The sequence below is a fragment of the Sphingomonas parva (ex Maeng et al. 2020) genome, from assembly GCF_004564275.1.
In the GTDB taxonomy this organism is placed as follows: Bacteria; Pseudomonadota; Alphaproteobacteria; order Sphingomonadales; family Sphingomonadaceae; genus Allosphingosinicella; species Allosphingosinicella parva.
The window spans coordinates 41,775-57,476 of sequence record NZ_SPDV01000003.1; the positions used below are offsets into that span (position 1 = coordinate 41,775).

At 65.6% G+C, this 15,702-nt stretch carries 14 protein-coding genes; 10 read left to right on the forward strand and 4 right to left on the reverse strand.

Features of this window, described 5'->3' with window-relative positions; genetic code table 11:
* Window positions 1-2: 2 nt before the first annotated feature.
* Window positions 3-632, reverse strand: a complete 630-nt coding sequence (locus E2493_RS02615; protein ID WP_167737350.1) for a hypothetical protein — start codon at window positions 630-632, stop codon at window positions 3-5.
* Between the two features lie 289 nt (window positions 633-921).
* Here E2493_RS02615 and E2493_RS02620 point away from each other — a divergent pair, with 289 nt between their 5' ends.
* The 7 genes from E2493_RS02620 (at window position 922) to E2493_RS02650 (ending at window position 10,159) form a co-directional block, all read left to right on the forward strand.
* Window positions 922-1,602, forward strand: a complete 681-nt coding sequence (locus E2493_RS02620) for a DUF6946 family protein (protein WP_135083436.1) — start codon at window positions 922-924, stop codon at window positions 1,600-1,602.
* A gap of 144 nt (window positions 1,603-1,746) precedes the next feature.
* On the forward strand, window positions 1,747-2,253 hold the full coding sequence (locus E2493_RS02625; protein WP_404828287.1) for a MucR family transcriptional regulator: 507 nt from the start codon (window positions 1,747-1,749) through the stop codon (window positions 2,251-2,253).
* 495 nt (window positions 2,254-2,748) lie between these two features.
* On the forward strand, window positions 2,749-3,090 hold the full coding sequence (locus tag E2493_RS02630) for an antitoxin Xre/MbcA/ParS toxin-binding domain-containing protein (RefSeq protein ID WP_135083440.1): 342 nt from the start codon (window positions 2,749-2,751) through the stop codon (window positions 3,088-3,090).
* The gene (locus E2493_RS02635; RefSeq protein WP_135083442.1) at window positions 3,087-3,443 is read left to right on the forward strand and encodes an antitoxin Xre/MbcA/ParS toxin-binding domain-containing protein; all 357 of its coding nucleotides are present in this window, start codon (window positions 3,087-3,089) and stop codon (window positions 3,441-3,443) included. Before E2493_RS02630 ends, E2493_RS02635 begins: the two co-directional genes overlap by 4 nt.
* A gap of 326 nt (window positions 3,444-3,769) precedes the next feature.
* The gene (locus E2493_RS02640) at window positions 3,770-4,105 is read left to right on the forward strand and encodes a hypothetical protein (protein ID WP_135083444.1); all 336 of its coding nucleotides are present in this window, start codon (window positions 3,770-3,772) and stop codon (window positions 4,103-4,105) included.
* A gap of 149 nt (window positions 4,106-4,254) precedes the next feature.
* Complete coding sequence (locus E2493_RS02645) at window positions 4,255-6,249, forward strand: DUF3631 domain-containing protein (RefSeq protein WP_135083446.1); 1,995 nt, start codon at window positions 4,255-4,257, stop codon at window positions 6,247-6,249.
* Window positions 6,250-7,087: 838 nt separating this feature from the next.
* Window positions 7,088-10,159, forward strand: a complete 3,072-nt coding sequence (locus tag E2493_RS02650) for a hypothetical protein (RefSeq protein ID WP_135083448.1) — start codon at window positions 7,088-7,090, stop codon at window positions 10,157-10,159.
* Between the two features lie 203 nt (window positions 10,160-10,362).
* Here E2493_RS02650 and E2493_RS02655 read toward each other — a convergent pair whose 3' ends face one another.
* A complete protein-coding gene (locus E2493_RS02655; protein ID WP_135083450.1) occupies window positions 10,363-10,881 on the reverse strand; it encodes a hypothetical protein in 519 nt (172 codons plus the stop codon).
* A 641-nt stretch (window positions 10,882-11,522) separates the two neighbouring features.
* Between E2493_RS02655 and E2493_RS02660 the strand changes: the two genes are divergently transcribed.
* On the forward strand, window positions 11,523-12,770 hold the full coding sequence (locus E2493_RS02660) for a cation:proton antiporter (RefSeq protein WP_191992953.1): 1,248 nt from the start codon (window positions 11,523-11,525) through the stop codon (window positions 12,768-12,770).
* A 263-nt stretch (window positions 12,771-13,033) separates the two neighbouring features.
* On the opposite strand, the gene E2493_RS02665 is transcribed toward E2493_RS02660, so the two are convergent.
* On the reverse strand, window positions 13,034-13,258 hold the full coding sequence (locus E2493_RS02665) for a helix-turn-helix domain-containing protein (protein WP_225421105.1): 225 nt from the start codon (window positions 13,256-13,258) through the stop codon (window positions 13,034-13,036).
* A 319-nt stretch (window positions 13,259-13,577) separates the two neighbouring features.
* Entirely contained in the window at window positions 13,578-14,510 is a 933-nt protein-coding gene (locus E2493_RS02675) for an IS481 family transposase (RefSeq protein ID WP_135083458.1), read from the reverse strand.
* 398 nt (window positions 14,511-14,908) lie between these two features.
* On the opposite strand from E2493_RS02675, the gene E2493_RS02680 reads away from it, so the two are divergent.
* Both E2493_RS02680 and E2493_RS02685 read left to right on the forward strand, forming a co-directional pair.
* Complete coding sequence (locus tag E2493_RS02680) at window positions 14,909-15,214, forward strand: hypothetical protein (RefSeq protein WP_135083460.1); 306 nt, start codon at window positions 14,909-14,911, stop codon at window positions 15,212-15,214.
* Window positions 15,215-15,331: 117 nt separating this feature from the next.
* Complete coding sequence (locus E2493_RS02685; protein WP_225421106.1) at window positions 15,332-15,673, forward strand: copper-binding protein; 342 nt, start codon at window positions 15,332-15,334, stop codon at window positions 15,671-15,673.
* Window positions 15,674-15,702 lie beyond the last annotated feature (29 nt).

Here is a 15,702-nt window from a genome sequence, read left to right on the forward strand (position 1 = left end):
GTTCAGCGGGTCTCTTCTTCCCGGGACAGGAGCGCGAGGCCTCGCTCGAACTGGGCTACGAGGTGATGCGACGAATCCTCGTCCCAACCCTCCACCTCGTGAAGCCAGCGGCCGAGCCGATCGGATCCGATCTGCCCACGGCAGCGATGCACGGCGATGATGAAGTCGAACCAGCGCCGCTCATCGAGCGGGTGACTTGCTCCGCTGGACTTGTTTGCCGCGGCCGAGAAGCGGCGGAGCGCGGCGGCTGCCTCGGGCGGGAGCCAGTCGTCCAGGCTCTGGATCGCGGCTGTGAGGCCGACGCCGAAACCGAACCTGCGTGCAACCGGTCGGGCTACAGCGTTCGCGAAGTCGTCGAGAACGGCATTGTACTGGGAGATCGTAAATTGGCCCATGGCCACTGGCGTCACGTTTGGAACGTAGTATCCGCCGTCCTGAGGCCACAGGACGAGCCGCGCAGCCGGAACTCTCTCATCCGCGGCCCGCTGGAATATGAGGACTCCGCGCTGGCCCAGCGCGTTCTGCCCGGCCTTCTCCGAGCCGACTGGATCGAAGCTCCAGGGCGGCTCGGCACCGTGAACCATTGCGGCGGCGAATGCCTCCCGCTGGGCGGGATCTCCGCTCAGCACCATGTCCCTGAAGACCTCTATCCCACTCATCTCACGCATCTCCTCGTGGACGCATTGCGCACCGAGCTGGGTTCGAGGCAACAGGGAAGGAGGGAAAGCGAGCCTCGAACGGCGGGACCGACCGAGCAATGCGCGGCGCCCAGCGGATCTGCCGGAGCTCCGCATCCCCCTTGGTCGGCGTCAGACCATGTTCCCGAGCTCTGCGCCCACGAGCCCGAGGATGGCAACGTCGTTGCAGTCGATCCCCCGATGTGTATCGGCCCCGGTTCGGGCGTCCTGTGCGGAGCATAATGTGAAGCGATCGATACGTCGGATCCATGTCCCACTTCTCGCGCCGGAGGCGATCAAGCCCCATCTGGTCAGCCCCAAACAATATGCTCCCGGTCGCTCGACGGCGCTGGTCACGCAGAGCTGGTTTTCGGCAAACGGCCTTCCGCCGAGGCTTCGTGCGATTCTCGAGCAGGCCCCCGAATGGTCGGGAGTGCAGATGCTGGACGCATGGCTCGAGCGCCAGGTGGATCTCGAGGACGGAATGGCGTCACCGAGCCGTTGCGACGCGCTGGCTATCTGCTCGTTGCGCGAGGAACTCGGGGTGCTGACGGTCGAGGCGAAGCTCCATGAGAGTTTCGACTGGACGATCAACGCGCGCCTGGCTCGAGGGTTGAGCGTCGGCGAGACCACCCGTACGCGCCGCCTCCTGGAGCGCCTGCGCCTGCCTCCCGAGGGCTCCGGCCACCTGCGCTACCAGCTTCTTCATCGAGTTCTGTGCGCCGTGCTGGAGGCGAAGCGCTACCGCGCCCGTCATGCTGCGATGCTGGTCCAGAGCTTCAGTGCGAAGGCCAGCAGGTTCTCCGAATTCCACGACCTCGCGGTCGCGATGGGCTACGGCACCGTCAATCAGGATCGGATCAGCGGTCCGATCGTCATCGAGGGTGTCGGGCTGCGCATCGGCTGGGTCTCCGACCCGGCCTGATGGGTCCGGGGCCGTGCCGGGGCCGTCGGCAACTGACACACAGCGTCGTTTCACAATGGACGTTGGAGACATGCTTTGCGGCGGCACTGGAATTGATCTTCCGGTGTTGTTACGGCCGCCAATCTCTCAAGATCGGCGGAGCGCATAGTGACTGACGAAAAGAACCTGAACGCCGTTGAACTTGCCACCGAGCTCACGATCGCCTGGCTCGGCAATCAGAACAACCGGTTCGCAGCTGATGAGGTGCCCGAGTTCCTGCGCAAGATGCACGCCACGGTGACGGAACTCGCCGGAGGCGCTCCTGCTGCCGCTCAGGAGAACACAGGCGAGGAGCAGAGCTTCACGCCGGCTGTTTCCGCGCGCAAGTCACTCGCCTCGCCGGATCACATCATCTCGATGATCGACGGCAAGCCCTACAAGACCCTGCGGCGCCACCTGTCGACGCACGGCCTCACTCCGGACGAATACCGTCGGCGCTACAATCTCAAGGCCGACTACCCGATGGTGGCACAGAACTATTCCGAGACCCGCCGTGCGATGGCCAAGAAGATCGGCCTCGGCTCGAAGGGCCGCGCCGCCAAGAGCGGCGCCGCTCCCAAGACCGCTCCCGCCGAGCAGCCGAAGCGGCGCGGGCGCCCCAAGCAGTCCTGAGACCAGGCGGGCGACCCGGGCAGCGGCCCGCGCGCCCGCCGTCTTCTCCTCCGGCACGGGGTCACTCCGTGTCGACCGCAGGACCATTGAACCCGAGCCCTCTGCCTCAAGCGGGTCCTGCGCCCCAGTTGAATCCGCCATGCCCCCAGGTGAGCTGCGTCCGCCGCTGATCGCCCCCGCGCGGACCTGATCGCCTGTCCTCGTGGATCACCCTCGCCCCAGCCCGACGACGCGCCTGGAATGGGCGGCTGCGCCAACGCAGCGGAGGATTGACACCTTCGCAGGCTGCGCTTATGGGTGTTATAGCACCACGTTCTAAAGTACTCATGCATGTTCGTACTCCAAGGAGACGCCCATGAAGCAGCTGACGGTTCCGCCTGCCGCGCCTCGGACTTTCGAGGAGCCCGACTCGGCCCCTGGAAGGCTACCCGACTACGCGAGGCGTGACGCGGGCGCCCGTAGCATCTTCTCGTCCCTTCCCCAGGAGCACCGCTGGTGACCGGGCGCCTCGAGGAACTTCATGAGCTCAGGACCGTGAGGAGCGATTGGCAGGCGCTCTCAAGCCGCTGGGCGCTCACGGAGGGGGAGCGGGTTGCTCTCCTCCAGGACGCGAGCGAGGAACGGCCATTCCCGGCGGCGGCCACAGAGAAGCGGATGCGTCTCATCCTCGCTGTGGACCGCAGTCTGCCGATCGCATCCCACGACCGTGAGGTTCTGACCTGGCTGCGTCGGCCGGCGAGCCTCCTGGGCGCCCGTACACCGCTGGACGTCATGGCAGGCGCACCTTGTGAGATCCGCGCAGTTCGCGACCTTGCCGAGAGGATATTCAGGCAATGAGCACGCGGCAGGCGTCGGATGGCGAGGACATCTCCTTCGAACTCGTTCTGGAACTTTGGGATCAGGTCGTGGAGGACTGGGCGCTTGACGCGGGAGAGTGTCTGCGCCTCCTCGGGTACGTCGGCGACGAGGAGGGTCCCACGGGCAGCGAGATCGCCGGTGTCGCCGTACGGCTCAAGCTACTCGTCGAATTGGCGTCGATCCTGAGCACGGTGCTGGGGAGCGATGCGATGGTCAGGGGCTGGCTCCGGACTCCCAACGCGCACCTGGCCATGGCCACGCCGCTCGACCGCATGGTAAGCTCGTCCGACTGGGTGCGCTGGTTCATTCGCAGTCTCTCGGTGGTGGCGTGATGCAGGCGGAGCTGACCGCCCGGATGAGAGAGCTGCGCTGCCTCCAGGGCGACATCCGCCTGTTCCTCGAGCGTGAGCACGACTCCCGACTGGAGCTGTTTCGACGCTACCTCCAATGGTCGGTCCAGGATGCGAGTCCCCTGCTGGCCGAGGCCGTAGGCGCGCCCGTCCTCGCGCGCGCTCTCCGGGGGCTGAGACCGCCGGATCGGTGGCCAGCCGTCCCGATCGCGCCCGTACCGGTTCGAAGTCTTCCCCTTCGGCCTTCGTGGAAGCCGCTGGCGCCGCTGCGCCACCAGGACCGCAGCTTCGAGCGCAGGTTCCGAGTGATGGGCGTCATCCTTAGACCGCCGTCCGATCCCGCGGGCGCCCTTGGTGTCCGCGTCCAGGGTGCTGGACTGGAGATCGGGGTCATCGGGGACGGCTATGCGATGGTCAGCTGCCGAGACAAGCTTCGCATCGACCTGAGGACGCAGATCCCCGACACGATCCGACTCAGCCTCGTCGGCAGACCGGTCAGCCGCGTGATCGGACACGATCTCCTCAAGCCGATCCACTACACGATCCTCAGGGCCACGACGACGGCTTCCGGAGCGACGTTGTTCGTCCACACGGGGCGCAGCCCGTACGACATGCCCTGGCCGCAGCTGGCCAGGTTCACATGACCTGCACCCGCGTTCATCCGGTCGGGTGGAAGCCGCCATAGGCGCGCCGCCAGTCTCGCTCCGTCAACGGCCGCGGGAGCGGTGCCGAGAAGCCCCCTCCTGCCGTCGATCGAGAGCATGCGGATGTCGCCTCGACGCCTCCGCCGCATTTGGATGAACTGATTTCCCTCGGGGCCGGGCTCGCTGCCCCGGAAGAGTTGCGCGGCGTGCTCGGCGGCCGCGGATGGAGATTGATCAGCAACAGCACGGAGGACGCGAATGTTCGTGTGCGCACCAGCTTTTCACGTCGTTTTTCACGGCGGCGGCATATGACCACGCTGGACGAAGCCGGCGGCGAGAACCTCGGTCGGCTGAAGAGCAGGCTGAGACGCAGCCCCCAGGCGTTGAATGCGCTTCGCACGCTCGGCATCAATGCTGCGACGGCGGATCGCCTTCATCTCGGCCTCAAGGAGCCCTACCGCAGTCGCGTCGACGGCTTGGAGGTCGCGGACGCATTGTGCTTTCCGCTCTTGGGCGAAGGACTGAGGGCCCTTGGGCGCTACGCCTACCTGAATCTCGCAGGCGTCACATCCAATCCTCCGCGGCCGACCAGCTGGGGTCCCGGTTCCCCGCAAGTCTATCGGCTGGGTTCTTTCGCACCGAACTGCGATGTCCTCGTAGCCGCCGAGCCGCTCGACTGCTGGCTCGCCTGGCAGCTGGCGGCGGGGGCCCATCCGGGCCTAGCGTTCATGTCCCGCTCGCACGCGGAAGGATGGCCCGCGGAATGGAGGAGCAAGGAGTTCTGGTCCGGCTTCCGCAGGATCATTCTCGTCCCCGGGACCGGATGCCGGGAACTGGAGCAGCAGCTCGCCCCCCATGTCGGACGCGCCGTCGAGAGCCTCCAACTGCCGGCTCCATTCGGCTCGTTGACGGAGATGCTGGCGAGCCCTTCCCCACCTTCGCTGGAGGACGTGCTGGCGGGCGCTCAGCAGCAAGTGCTCAATCTGCCCCGACCGGCGGCCGAGATTCCGCCTGGCGCCCTTGGACGGTTCGAGGCTGCTCCGGTCAGGATCACCGGCGCGTTCGTGGGTGGCCACAGCTACTACCCCTTCCCGGTCGAGAGCAGGGAGTTGGAGGAGTCGGAGCGTGCCCGGGCGAGCAGGATCGTGCATGTCTACTCGACCATGATCCTCCGCTCGGACGGCCACCTTCTGACCACAGAGGTGCTTCCGGCGCCCAGGGGCACCCCGACCGATCAGCGAATCCTTGCGCTCAGCGACGGAACAAGGATCCTGTCAGAGCCGATGGTAAGCAGAACGGGAACATGGTCGTTCGCGTCGATCCAGAGATTCGTGCGGTGGCGTCAGAAGGGGGGCTCGGCGCCGTTTCGGTCCCTCGAGGAGATCATCGAGGACGTTGAGGCGCACATGGCCGACAGGGTCTGGCTCCCGGTAAAGGGCCAGACGCTCCTCGCCGCGCTCTACGTCGTGCTCTCACACGTATATCAGGTGTTCGACGCCATCCCCTTGCTGCTTGTCAAAGGCCCGCGCGGCACGGGCAAGTCGGAGCTGGGGGAGGCGATCGCCAGGCTCTCCTTCAATGCGACGATTGCCGGACAGCTCCGGGCGGCCGGGATGATCAGGCTTCTTGACGAGACGCGTGGCCTGATCGTGCTCGACGACATGGATGGAGATGGCCCGACCGCGGTCACCGGAAACGGGGAGCTCGCTCAGGCCCTGAAGACCTCGTACAAACGCTCGACCTCGCTCAAGCCTGTCGCCGATCGCGGCGGCCGGGTCCGGATGGTGGACTTTTACGGGCCCAAGGTGATTGGCAACACGCGTGGCGTTGACGCGGTCATGGGGTCGCGGATGGTTGCCATTCTGACTGCCAAGCGACCCTCGCGCGGCCAGGATCCGGCTGCCCTCAGGAACGAGAGTGCGCTCGACGAGCTTCGTGATGAGTTGCACTCCTGGGCCATGGCGAATTCAGGGGGCCTGCACCGCGTCTACTGCGCGCTGCCCCGCCTGCGGGTGGACCGGCGCGGCGAGATCACCGCGCCCCTGATCGCGATCGCGAGCATGGCGGGCAAGGCCTTGCCGGCAAGACTGTCCGCCATCTTGGCCGATCCGCGCACCTATCCCGAACGGCGCACAGCAGACTGACCCCTTTGGCCCAGCTTAGTGGGGCTCCGCTCGGCTCCAGCCCGCAGGTCGACACCCATTGCACAAGGCCGGCTACGACACGCCAACTAAAACCAATGCTCTATCAATAACTTAGCATCGTTGACCGCGACAGCCGTTAGTGGACTCGCTACACGTTATCTATAAAGGTGTTGGCATAGATCTCCCATGGCACCTTTCCTTAAGATGCTGTTTTGTTTCGTATTTTCGCCTATTCGGCGCCGCATACACTAAGAGTGCGTAGGGAGCGCCGGAAATCGGCCCACTAAGCTGCAGCGGCCGCCTGCGCCGGGGGTCTAATAGCGCTTCCAGACCCCGCCCGCGGTCCCGCGGTCCCCAAGGCCTTGCGGACGAAAGGTGCCGATCGGAGCCTACGGTGCCGAGCGGCCGAGGCGGAGCCGGTCAGCAGGTGCCACGCGCGGCGGCCCTTCGCCGGCGCTTGCGCCTCCGCATTCGCCACCGCCTCGCCAGACGCCTCCGCTGAACCCCAGCCCCCGCTTCAGCCTGCCCATCGAATCGGCACTGGGACGGGCACCCGATTCGGCAATACACTAGCAATTTCCCCATCCTTAAAACGATACACGTTTTCAGGATAGCGAATCCGCACGTCGGCGAAATAACCGTAGCTCCTTCTCAAAATTGGCTTTCCGTTTTCAGGATGATCCATTTGAAATTAGTTGTTGCCTCTTGGGAATGTTACTTCATCATTTAGGCAGCAGGAACATTCATTAGAGCACGTGACCTGCCGCACGACGAATGACCAGGAATAGAGGCTTAGAACATCGCTTCGAGATCTGGTCGAACGCAGAGGAGACACGACATGAAGATGACCAGGACGAGCGCTGCTGAAGCCCAGGATAATCCGCTCGAGCACGTGATAGTGGCGAACGATGATGACCAGCCGCGCGGACGTCCTCGGCCGCGCCCCGTGGTCGACATCCCTGCAAACGACAATGTTTCGGCGCGGCTGCCGGAGCCCCCTTCCGGCGGGGAGGCGTCACCGCCGGAGGTCTGGGTCGAACAGGATCCTCACGTCGCGAAGCTGGTCGCCGAACTCGACCTCGAGTTGGAGAGCCATCTTCTGCCCGGCCGGCGGAAGCTTCTCGGGTACTTGCGCGACCGGGCCCGGGCGGACGGCGTCCTTCCGTCAGCGTACGGCCACCACTCGTATCGCGCGATCGGAAAGGCGGCTGGATTGAAGGACATCCAGCTGCGTCGGGGGTCGCCTCTTCGCTCGTACCTGGACCCATATCTCCCGCGGGTCCGGGTGGCGCCGGTGAGTACGTTTCACGGAACGGGCGAGCCGACGCGCCGGCCGATCACGCTTGCGGACAAGGTCCGGCAGTACGTGGACGATTGCATCCTGAACAACCATCCGATTCCGTCGGACGGGAAAGGGCGGGTTAGTCGTGAGGGCATCGCTCACGAGATGGGTGTCAGCTGGAACAAGACCAGCCGGACCCCGTACATCCGGATCATCCACGAGGCGCTGGCGGATGGTCGGCTTAGCCTCGGGGAGCGATGGCGCCCCGCGGACGCGATGACCGTGCTGCAGCGTCGTGCCCGGCTTGCGGAGCTGAAAGCGGTGGCCGACTCCTTCGACGTTCCGGGCGGCAAGATTCCCGAAAGCAAGGCCCGGATTGGTGCGGTGGACTATGAGCATCTTGCATCGCTGACCGGGCGAATTCACCCGACGCTGGAGCATTCCAAGGGCTACCGCGACTATGTCCTCGCGATCGCCAGGCGTCGCGGTACGCAGCTTCCGGGCATGACTGCCCACGACAACTCGGTCGCCGCAATGCGGGCCCATATCGTTGCGCGTGTCGAGGAGGAGCAGCGGGCGCGCGGCACGTCAGCGATCTCGAACGCAGTGGCGGGCCACCGCAATGCGTTCGCGCGCCTCGTCGACGAAGCCGGCCTGGAGGCTGAGGATGACGTCTCACCCGCGTTCGGCGAGCGTTTCGAGGAGCTAAGCGCAGCCGTCCTGGCAAAGATCGAGAACCCGGCTACGGCTGGAAACGTCCGGCGCTTCCTAAATCATGTGCGACGGCTGTACCTGGCGAAGGTGGGCGCCGCCGAGCTTCCCGGTGATCTCGCGAAGAGCCTGCAGCACCTGATCGCGATCAACAAGATCACGCGGTCGGCGCTCGCGCGGGAGGTCGGCTGCGAACGCCACCTTGTCGTCTATTGGGAGACCGGCATCTGCGGGGTGAGCTCGGAGAATCTGCCGATCATCCGCCGCATGGAGGCCTTCTTCAAGCTGCCGGCCGGGACGCTCGTCGAGAAGGCGGGGCGGACCCTCGGCCGGGTGCACAGGTACAAGGGCGGTTCGGAGGAGTGGCGGCAGCTCCCCTCTGATCTTCGCTCCTTGCTGCCGGCTGAGGCTTCGGAATGGCCGCCGCAGCGTCTGGCTGAGGCGGCGGCGCTGGTGAGGCCGCTGCTCGCCTGCGGGACGGAGTACGGGAAGCTGTGCGCCCAGGCACGCCGGGCCGATCGCCAGCTTCCACCCTTCGAGGCGGGGCCGCAGCTTCGAGCTCAGCTGGAGGCTTTCAAGGACTACAAGATGGCCCCCGTCACCTACCCGCTCCAGCGCACTGCGCGAGGACGGTGGAAGTCCGAGGCTTCGGCGCGGATGCGGATGGGCAGCATCGACAGCTTCTTCCGCATCATGGAGGCCCCGGTCGGTGAAAGCGCGATCTCCGGTCTGGGGATCGCTCCGCAGTACGAGACCATCGCCTGGCTCGCTCATGCTCCGCTGGTACTCATGGCCATCGCGCAGCGTGCGAGGCGCTTCGCCGACATGCAGTGGAAGGGCGAGGAGCGGGGCACCTTCTACACGGTTGGTGAACTGTCCCAGCTCCAGCTCGTCATCTCGATGATCAATCCGGTCACCGGCTGGCTCGCGCAGAAGCCCGAGCTCGCCCAGACGCTCGTGCCGCTGGACGCGAGGCTTCCCAGCCAGTTCAAGGACCTTCTGCGACTGCTGGGGATGGGTGAGGACTCGCTTCTCCTGACCGAAGCGGATGTGCGGTTCGCCCGTGCGGACTGGATCGGTTTCTGCTCGAGAACCCATCAGTCGCTCCGGCAGGCCATGTACTTCCTGGAGGACGAGATCGAAGTCTCCCGCAGCCCGATGGAGAACATCGACGGACTGATCCGCGCAGATGAACCCCTAGCCGAGTTCCTCGCGCTCGCCCTGGCGGCGGAACGGCGGTGGGCGGACCCACGGCTTCACCCGTTCGGCTACAAGCTCGACGTCCGGGACTCGACGCTCGCGCGCATCCATCCCATCACGGGATTCCGGCCTGAGAACCTGGCCGGCCTCACCTTCACCGGTGACCACCGGGGCGAGATACGAAAGGTGGATGGCGTCTGGCAGCTCGAGCTGCATTACAAGAAGTTCAAGAACTACCGGAACTGCAGACTCTTCGGGCCAAAATCCGCGCGACAGAACTACCGCCTGGACCTCGTCGACCAGGCCGGTCTGTACGATCTGCTCGATCTCTATTTCTTCGAGGTGCTTCCCGGTCTTCGAGACGGCAACGAGGGCAATGCGGCGTTCCGGACCAAATCCGGGCGACCCATGGGAGCGGCTGAATACCGCGTCTCCTTCACCCGGTACGGAGCTCGGCACATCGCGTACAACCCCGTGCAGGGAACCGGCTTTCCCGGCGTGGTCTCCATCAATCCGTATTCGATCCGCCACATCCGCGCGACCGACACCCTGAAGAACGGCCTCTCGATCAACAGGGTCGAGGAGGCGAGTTTCGCAATCCAGACGTCCGAGGAAATGGTCCGGCAGCACTATGGCTTCATGCTCCCCGAGGCAGCCCTGCTGACGAGCTATCAGACGTTCGGACGTGCAGTGGACCGGGCGTGCGGGCGAAATTGAAGCGGTTCGCTCGCAGCTGACCAGATGCGACGTAGTGGCACGAGATCCGGCGCCCCACCTCGGCGGGGCGTCGGATCTCGGGCTCCTCACCCGTTCTCGATCGGCGTCGTCGAGGACTGCTTCGTGAACGAGCAGGGCGCCGGACCGCACACATTCGAGATCGCGTGACGATCGCCCGTCCCGTCGGACGGGCGATCCTCGCATCAGGCGGCCGCGTCCGCCGGAACGCCGGCATAGTCGTTGGCGGCCTCGATGCGCCCCAGCTGCTCGGCCGCGAGTTGGCGCAGCTTCGCCGTGCCCCGCGCGAGGCCCTTGCCGACCGATGTCTTGGGCCGCCCCGGCCGGAAGTCCAGTCCGTCCGGATCGAAGCTGATCAGGCCCATCTTGCCGGACGTGCGGAGAAGGAAGGGCCGGCCGCGCGGATCGACCCAGACGGCGCATCTTGGGCCAACGTGGACGATGCCATCGCGGACCATTGCGGTCAGGATGTTGCGCGGACCCTCGGACTCGGCGCCGATCTCGAACTCGAGATGGATCAGGTCCGCGTCAATGCCGTCCGACGCCTTCGCAAGTGCGATGAGCGAATGCGGGTCTAGCGGCGTTCCGCCGGTCACGAGGACGCAGGGGCGCACGTCCGCCATGATCGCGCGGTTCGGATCGGCCACGTGGTTCATCGCCGCCAGGAAAGCCTGAACATGACGCTTACCATTCTCGGTGAACATTTCTCAACTCCTCTGCCCGCACATAAGCGGAGCGCTTTTCCCCTCCCCTTGAGGGGCCACTCTCCAAGCCATTGGATGGTGATGAGCACTGGCACCGGCGGCTGGAGCCGCCTCTCTCCTGGGTGATCGTGCGACGCGACCCGTCACGGGGCTCGCGCGCATCTCCGCACCTTCAGCATGCCCGATCATCCCGCGGCGGGTTCAGGCGCAGGGGCCAGCCTTGGCTCGCCGTTTCCGCGGAGTGCGGGAGCCTCCCATGTCTCTGATCGCGATCTCACGGGCTGGTTGCGTCACGGAGGGGCCGTCTACGCAAACTTTCCGGGGGCCTTCTGGAGGCAGGACGTGGATCGCTCTCAGAAAGGCGCCGGTACCGCCGCGAAGCCGCCACCGGTCCATTTGCGCCTGCAGCATCGAGCACAAGTTCTCCGCCGGCGAGGGGTGACTGCTGCGTCTCCTGCTCCTATGCAGACGCGCCGTTCCCGCCGATTCAGGAGCGCCGCCCGCGGGCTTGCCCGTCGATTCTCCCGCTGAGGCCGAGTCCGCCCGTGCGGGCGGTGCGGCGTCTGGACGCTGACTCCCGCTGAGGCTCGTCGGCGACTGCACCAGTCTCAACCGCCTGGGGGCCGATATCCGTGCACGCAATGACGACCACCGAAGTGTTCCTGATCGCCATGGTGATCATCTTCACAGCGCCGTACGTGGTGTGGCGGCTCGGCCGGACGGACTACTATGCGCCGCTGGTCGTCATCCAGATCATCGGCGGGATCCTCCTCGGGCCGGGCGTGCTCGGAGCGGCATTCCCCGCCTACCACACCTTCGTGTTCAACCCGCAGGTCGTGACTGCACTGAACGGCATCGCCTGGTGGGCGGTGATGATCTTCGTCTGGATCGCTGGCATCGAGCTTGATCTGAAGCAGGCATGGCGGCGCCGCCGTGACACCGGCATCACCGCAGGTCTCGCGCTGATCGTACCGCTCGTGCTTGGAAGCGCTGCAGCCGCCTTCATGCTGAACTGGGATGGCTGGGCCGGGCCTGACGCTCAGCAGTGGCAGGTGGTGCTTGGCATCGGGATGGCCTGCGCGGTCACCGCCCTGCCCATCCTGGTCCTGCTCATGGAGAAGCTGGAGATCCTCCGGCACCCCCTTGGCCAACGCTGTCTGCGATACGCCAGCATGGATGATGTCGCGATCTGGGGAGTGTTGGCGCTGATCCTTCTGGACTGGACCCGCGTTGGCCGCCAAGCCGCGTTCCTCGGCGCCTTCGCCCTCGCCAGCTATCTGGTCCGGAAGTTGATGGTGACGATCCCGGAGCGCGATCGCTGGTATGTCGGATTGATTTGGCTTGGCGTGTGCGGCTTCGCAGCGGACTCGGCGGGCCTCCACTACATGGTCGGAGCCTTCCTCGCGGGTGCGGTGCTCGAGTTCGATTGGTTCGACGAAGCCCAGATGGATGCCTTTCGGCACCACATCCTCCTCGCCGTGATGCCCGTCTTCTTCCTCAGCACCGGCCTCAGGACGCAGTGGGACGTCGGCGGGGTCGCCGTGTTCGGCGCAGCGGCTCTACTTCTCGCGGCCTCCGTGGTCGGCAAGCTGGCCGGGGTGCATCTGGCTGGCAGGATCCTCAAGTGGAAGGAGGGCGAGGCTTCGCTGTTCGGCTGGCTCCTGCAGACGAAGGCGCTCATCATGATCATCTTCGTCAACATCCTCCTCGACAAGAGGATCATCACCAACGGGACCTTCACAGCTCTCCTCTTGGTCGCGGTGGCCAGCACGATGCTGACCATCCCCATCGTGACGCCGAAGCTGCGAAGGCTACTCGCACCTGCACAGGCGCAGAATGCCCCCGATGAGGCAGGGACGAGGCTCGCGACCGAGCAATCAGTCACCTGAAGCGCTGAAGGCGAACTCTGGCTCCGATCGAACAACTGCGTCGCGCGCGCCCGGCGATCGCAGGGGGGGGCCGCGGAGCGGGGCGATCTTGGCGTGTGGTCGCCCCTCCGCCACCCGCCGGCAGGGTGTGTGCGAGACACTCGTGCCTTCGGGTGGCTATGAGGGATCGAGACGACGAGGCGATCCCGTCGCGTAGATGCACTTCGCCGCGTGCGCAGGCTTTGCTCCTGTAGGTCAAAGACGCTCCGAAGCCACCGCCGACGTCATCCTCGACGGCAGATCTCCTCGGTGACGTCGATCACGAGTTCGGGAAGGCCGACGGCGAGCGCCGCGGCGATCCGCAGAAGCAATTCGATGCCGATGTTTGCCTTCCCGCGTTCGATGCGGCCGTAGTAGCTGCGCTCGATACCGCACAGCCGGGCCATGTTCTCCTGTGAGATACCCTGCTCCTCGCGGAGCTTGCGCACGCGACTCCCGATCAGTTCCAACGCTTGCTCCGGCATGGGTGGCAGCGATGGGCGAAGAGTCGAGGCTCGTCCATATCTTTGCGACGGCCGCGGGAGAGTTTTGTGGATGGCGGCCGCGATGTCGCTCCTGTCACCGCCCCGGAGCCCGGCGGGGACTCGCGGTCCTGATCGGATCGGCTTCCCCGCCTATCGCATCGAGTGTTACTGGGCAGGCATGACCGTTCTGAAAGATGTCGAGAACCTGGTGACGAGGATCTCCCCCTCCGCGATATGTGACGACTGCATCACCGAGAGGCTGGACCTTACGGTGCGTCAGCATCCGAACCACAAGACACGCGAGCTAGCTGTCATTTCCAAGAAGGTTGTTCACCCGCTGCCATGGGGTGAGGCCGGCCATGCCGGTGTGGGGTCGCTCACGGTTATAGGCGTCGGTCCAGGGGCCGATCGTCTGTGATCGCTCGAGCGACGAGTGGTAGAGATGGCCGTAGGCCCACTCGCGCAGGCTGGTCTGCATGAAGCGCTCTGCCTTTCCGTTCATGCGAGGGGTGTACGGTCGGGTGCGCACGTGACGCACATTGGCGTCACGCAGTGCCTGGGCGAAGCATTTCGAGCGGTAGGCGGAGCCATTATCGGTCATCCCGCGCTCGACCTGGATTCCCTGCCTGCCCAGCCAATTGAGCGCCCTCTCGAGAAAGGCAGTGGTGTCGTCCTGACCTTCGCTTGGCAGGATTTCGGTGTAAGCGAGGCGCGAGGCGTCATCGACGCAGACGTGGAGGAAATCCCATCCGGCATGGCGTGAACGGCCGGCGCGGCGGTCTCTGGTTGCGCGGTGCCCTGGATGGGTGAAGCGACCGAGCTTCTTGATGTCGAGGTGGATCATCTCGCCCGGCCTGGCGCGCTCGTAGCGGATCACCGCCGGCTTGGGATCGAGGCTGGAGAGCTTTCCGAGGCCAAGCCGTCTGAGCACGGCGCCCACCGTCGATCGGGCGAGGCGGAGCATGCTCGCAATGGCAGGTCCCGTCATTCGCATGCGCCGCAGGCGCTCGATCTCGGCCATACTGCTGCCTGGCAGGCGATGCGGGCAGCGTCGCGGTGCCGAGCTGCGATCGACCAGGCGCTCGCCCCTTCGATGCCGCGCCAGCCAGCGGTAGGCGGTTCGCCCCGATACGCCGGCAGCTTCCGCGGCCGCCGAAACACGCCAACCACTCTCGATCCGTCCCACCATGAGCTCTCGACCACGCAACGTCAGTCGGGCATTCTTGTGCACGTTCATCCGGGGTCTCCCGGCTTCAGGGTTGGAGCTTCGCAACCCCAGCCTGTCAGCCCAGACCCGGATGAACAACCTTCATAGCTTCGACAGCTAGCCTCCCCAGAGGGCACAAGTCCGCCCGGCCCGTCACCCCCGGGGCCGGGCGGAACTGGTCCGTCGGCGGAGCAGGCACGAGCGCGAAGAATCCACCTGCGATCGAGAGGACCGCGCCCGGTGCGATCGAACCGCGGCGCATGTCCGAGTTGGCCTTAAGCGGACTGACAGCTTCCAAACAAAGATCGGGCGAAAGCGGACGCTTTCGCGGACACCTCTGAGCGGGTGCTGGACACAAGACGTACCTCCTGAAGCGCAGCCGCTATGAGATTGATCACTCGGTAACGAAGAGCTAGGTAGAGAGAAGCATGCGGCTTCTGCTCGCCATCCTTGTCGCCCTCTCCCTGATCGGGAGCCCGAGCGTTGCCGTCGCGGCAGCGCCGCTGACCCCGTGCACGATGCCGATGGATCAGCAGGATGGCGGGAGCCATCACGACAAGATGGATTGCTGCACGCCCAATTGCGCGGCGCCCGCGGCGCCCGCCTTGCTGCCGCCGGAGACCGCCGGCGACGCGCCTGTCGCGTTCGCGCGGGCCGACCTCTGGCATAAAGATGCGCCGGGTCTCCCGTCCTTCAATCCGCCGTCGATCGATCATCCTCCACGACGCTCCTGAATCGATGACCCCGGCCCGTCCGGGTCAGGGCAAGTCGCCACCCAGGAATGACTTTGCGCCGGCAATTGCCGCGCCTCGCGCGCATGGCTGCCGGCCGATCGACGACAGGAATTCAACGTGAACAGGACTGCTCTCATCGCAGCCGGCGTGCTGCTGCTCGCCGCTTGCAACAATTCGAACCAGGACACGCCCGAGGCGAACGCGCAGGGCGCTCCCGCAGCCACCTCCGCGACCGCTGATCAGACCTTCGCCGGCTCGGGTACCGTCACCCGCGTCGAGGGGAAGGACGTCACCATCTCGCATGGGGCGGTAGAAGCGGCTGGCTGGCCAGCGATGACGATGACGTTCACCGCCGAGCGGCCGGAACTCGCCACGTCGGTGAAGGCCGGCGACCGGGTCTCCTTTGAATTCAGGAAGAGCGGCGGCGGCGCGACGCTGACGTCGATCTCAAAGCCCTGACCGGGAGGCCGCGCACGAGCGCGGCCTCC

What these genes read in the sequence shown, in the direction of transcription:
- E2493_RS02615 (WP_167737350.1), bottom strand. Translation starts at nt 632, where the DNA reads ATGGTGCTGAGCGGAGATCCCGCCCAGCGGGAGGCATTCGCCGCCGCA.
- E2493_RS02635 (WP_135083442.1), top strand. Translation starts at nt 3,087, where the DNA reads ATGAGCACGCGGCAGGCGTCGGATGGCGAGGACATCTCCTTCGAACTC.
- E2493_RS02640 (WP_135083444.1), top strand. Translation starts at nt 3,770, where the DNA reads ATGGGCGTCATCCTTAGACCGCCGTCCGATCCCGCGGGCGCCCTTGGT.
- E2493_RS02650 (WP_135083448.1), top strand. Translation starts at nt 7,088, where the DNA reads ATGAAGATGACCAGGACGAGCGCTGCTGAAGCCCAGGATAATCCGCTC.
- E2493_RS02655 (WP_135083450.1), bottom strand. Translation starts at nt 10,881, where the DNA reads ATGTTCACCGAGAATGGTAAGCGTCATGTTCAGGCTTTCCTGGCGGCG.
- E2493_RS02660 (WP_191992953.1), top strand. Translation starts at nt 11,523, where the DNA reads ATGACGACCACCGAAGTGTTCCTGATCGCCATGGTGATCATCTTCACA.
- E2493_RS02675 (WP_135083458.1), bottom strand. Translation starts at nt 14,510, where the DNA reads ATGAACGTGCACAAGAATGCCCGACTGACGTTGCGTGGTCGAGAGCTC.
- E2493_RS02680 (WP_135083460.1), top strand. Translation starts at nt 14,909, where the DNA reads ATGCGGCTTCTGCTCGCCATCCTTGTCGCCCTCTCCCTGATCGGGAGC.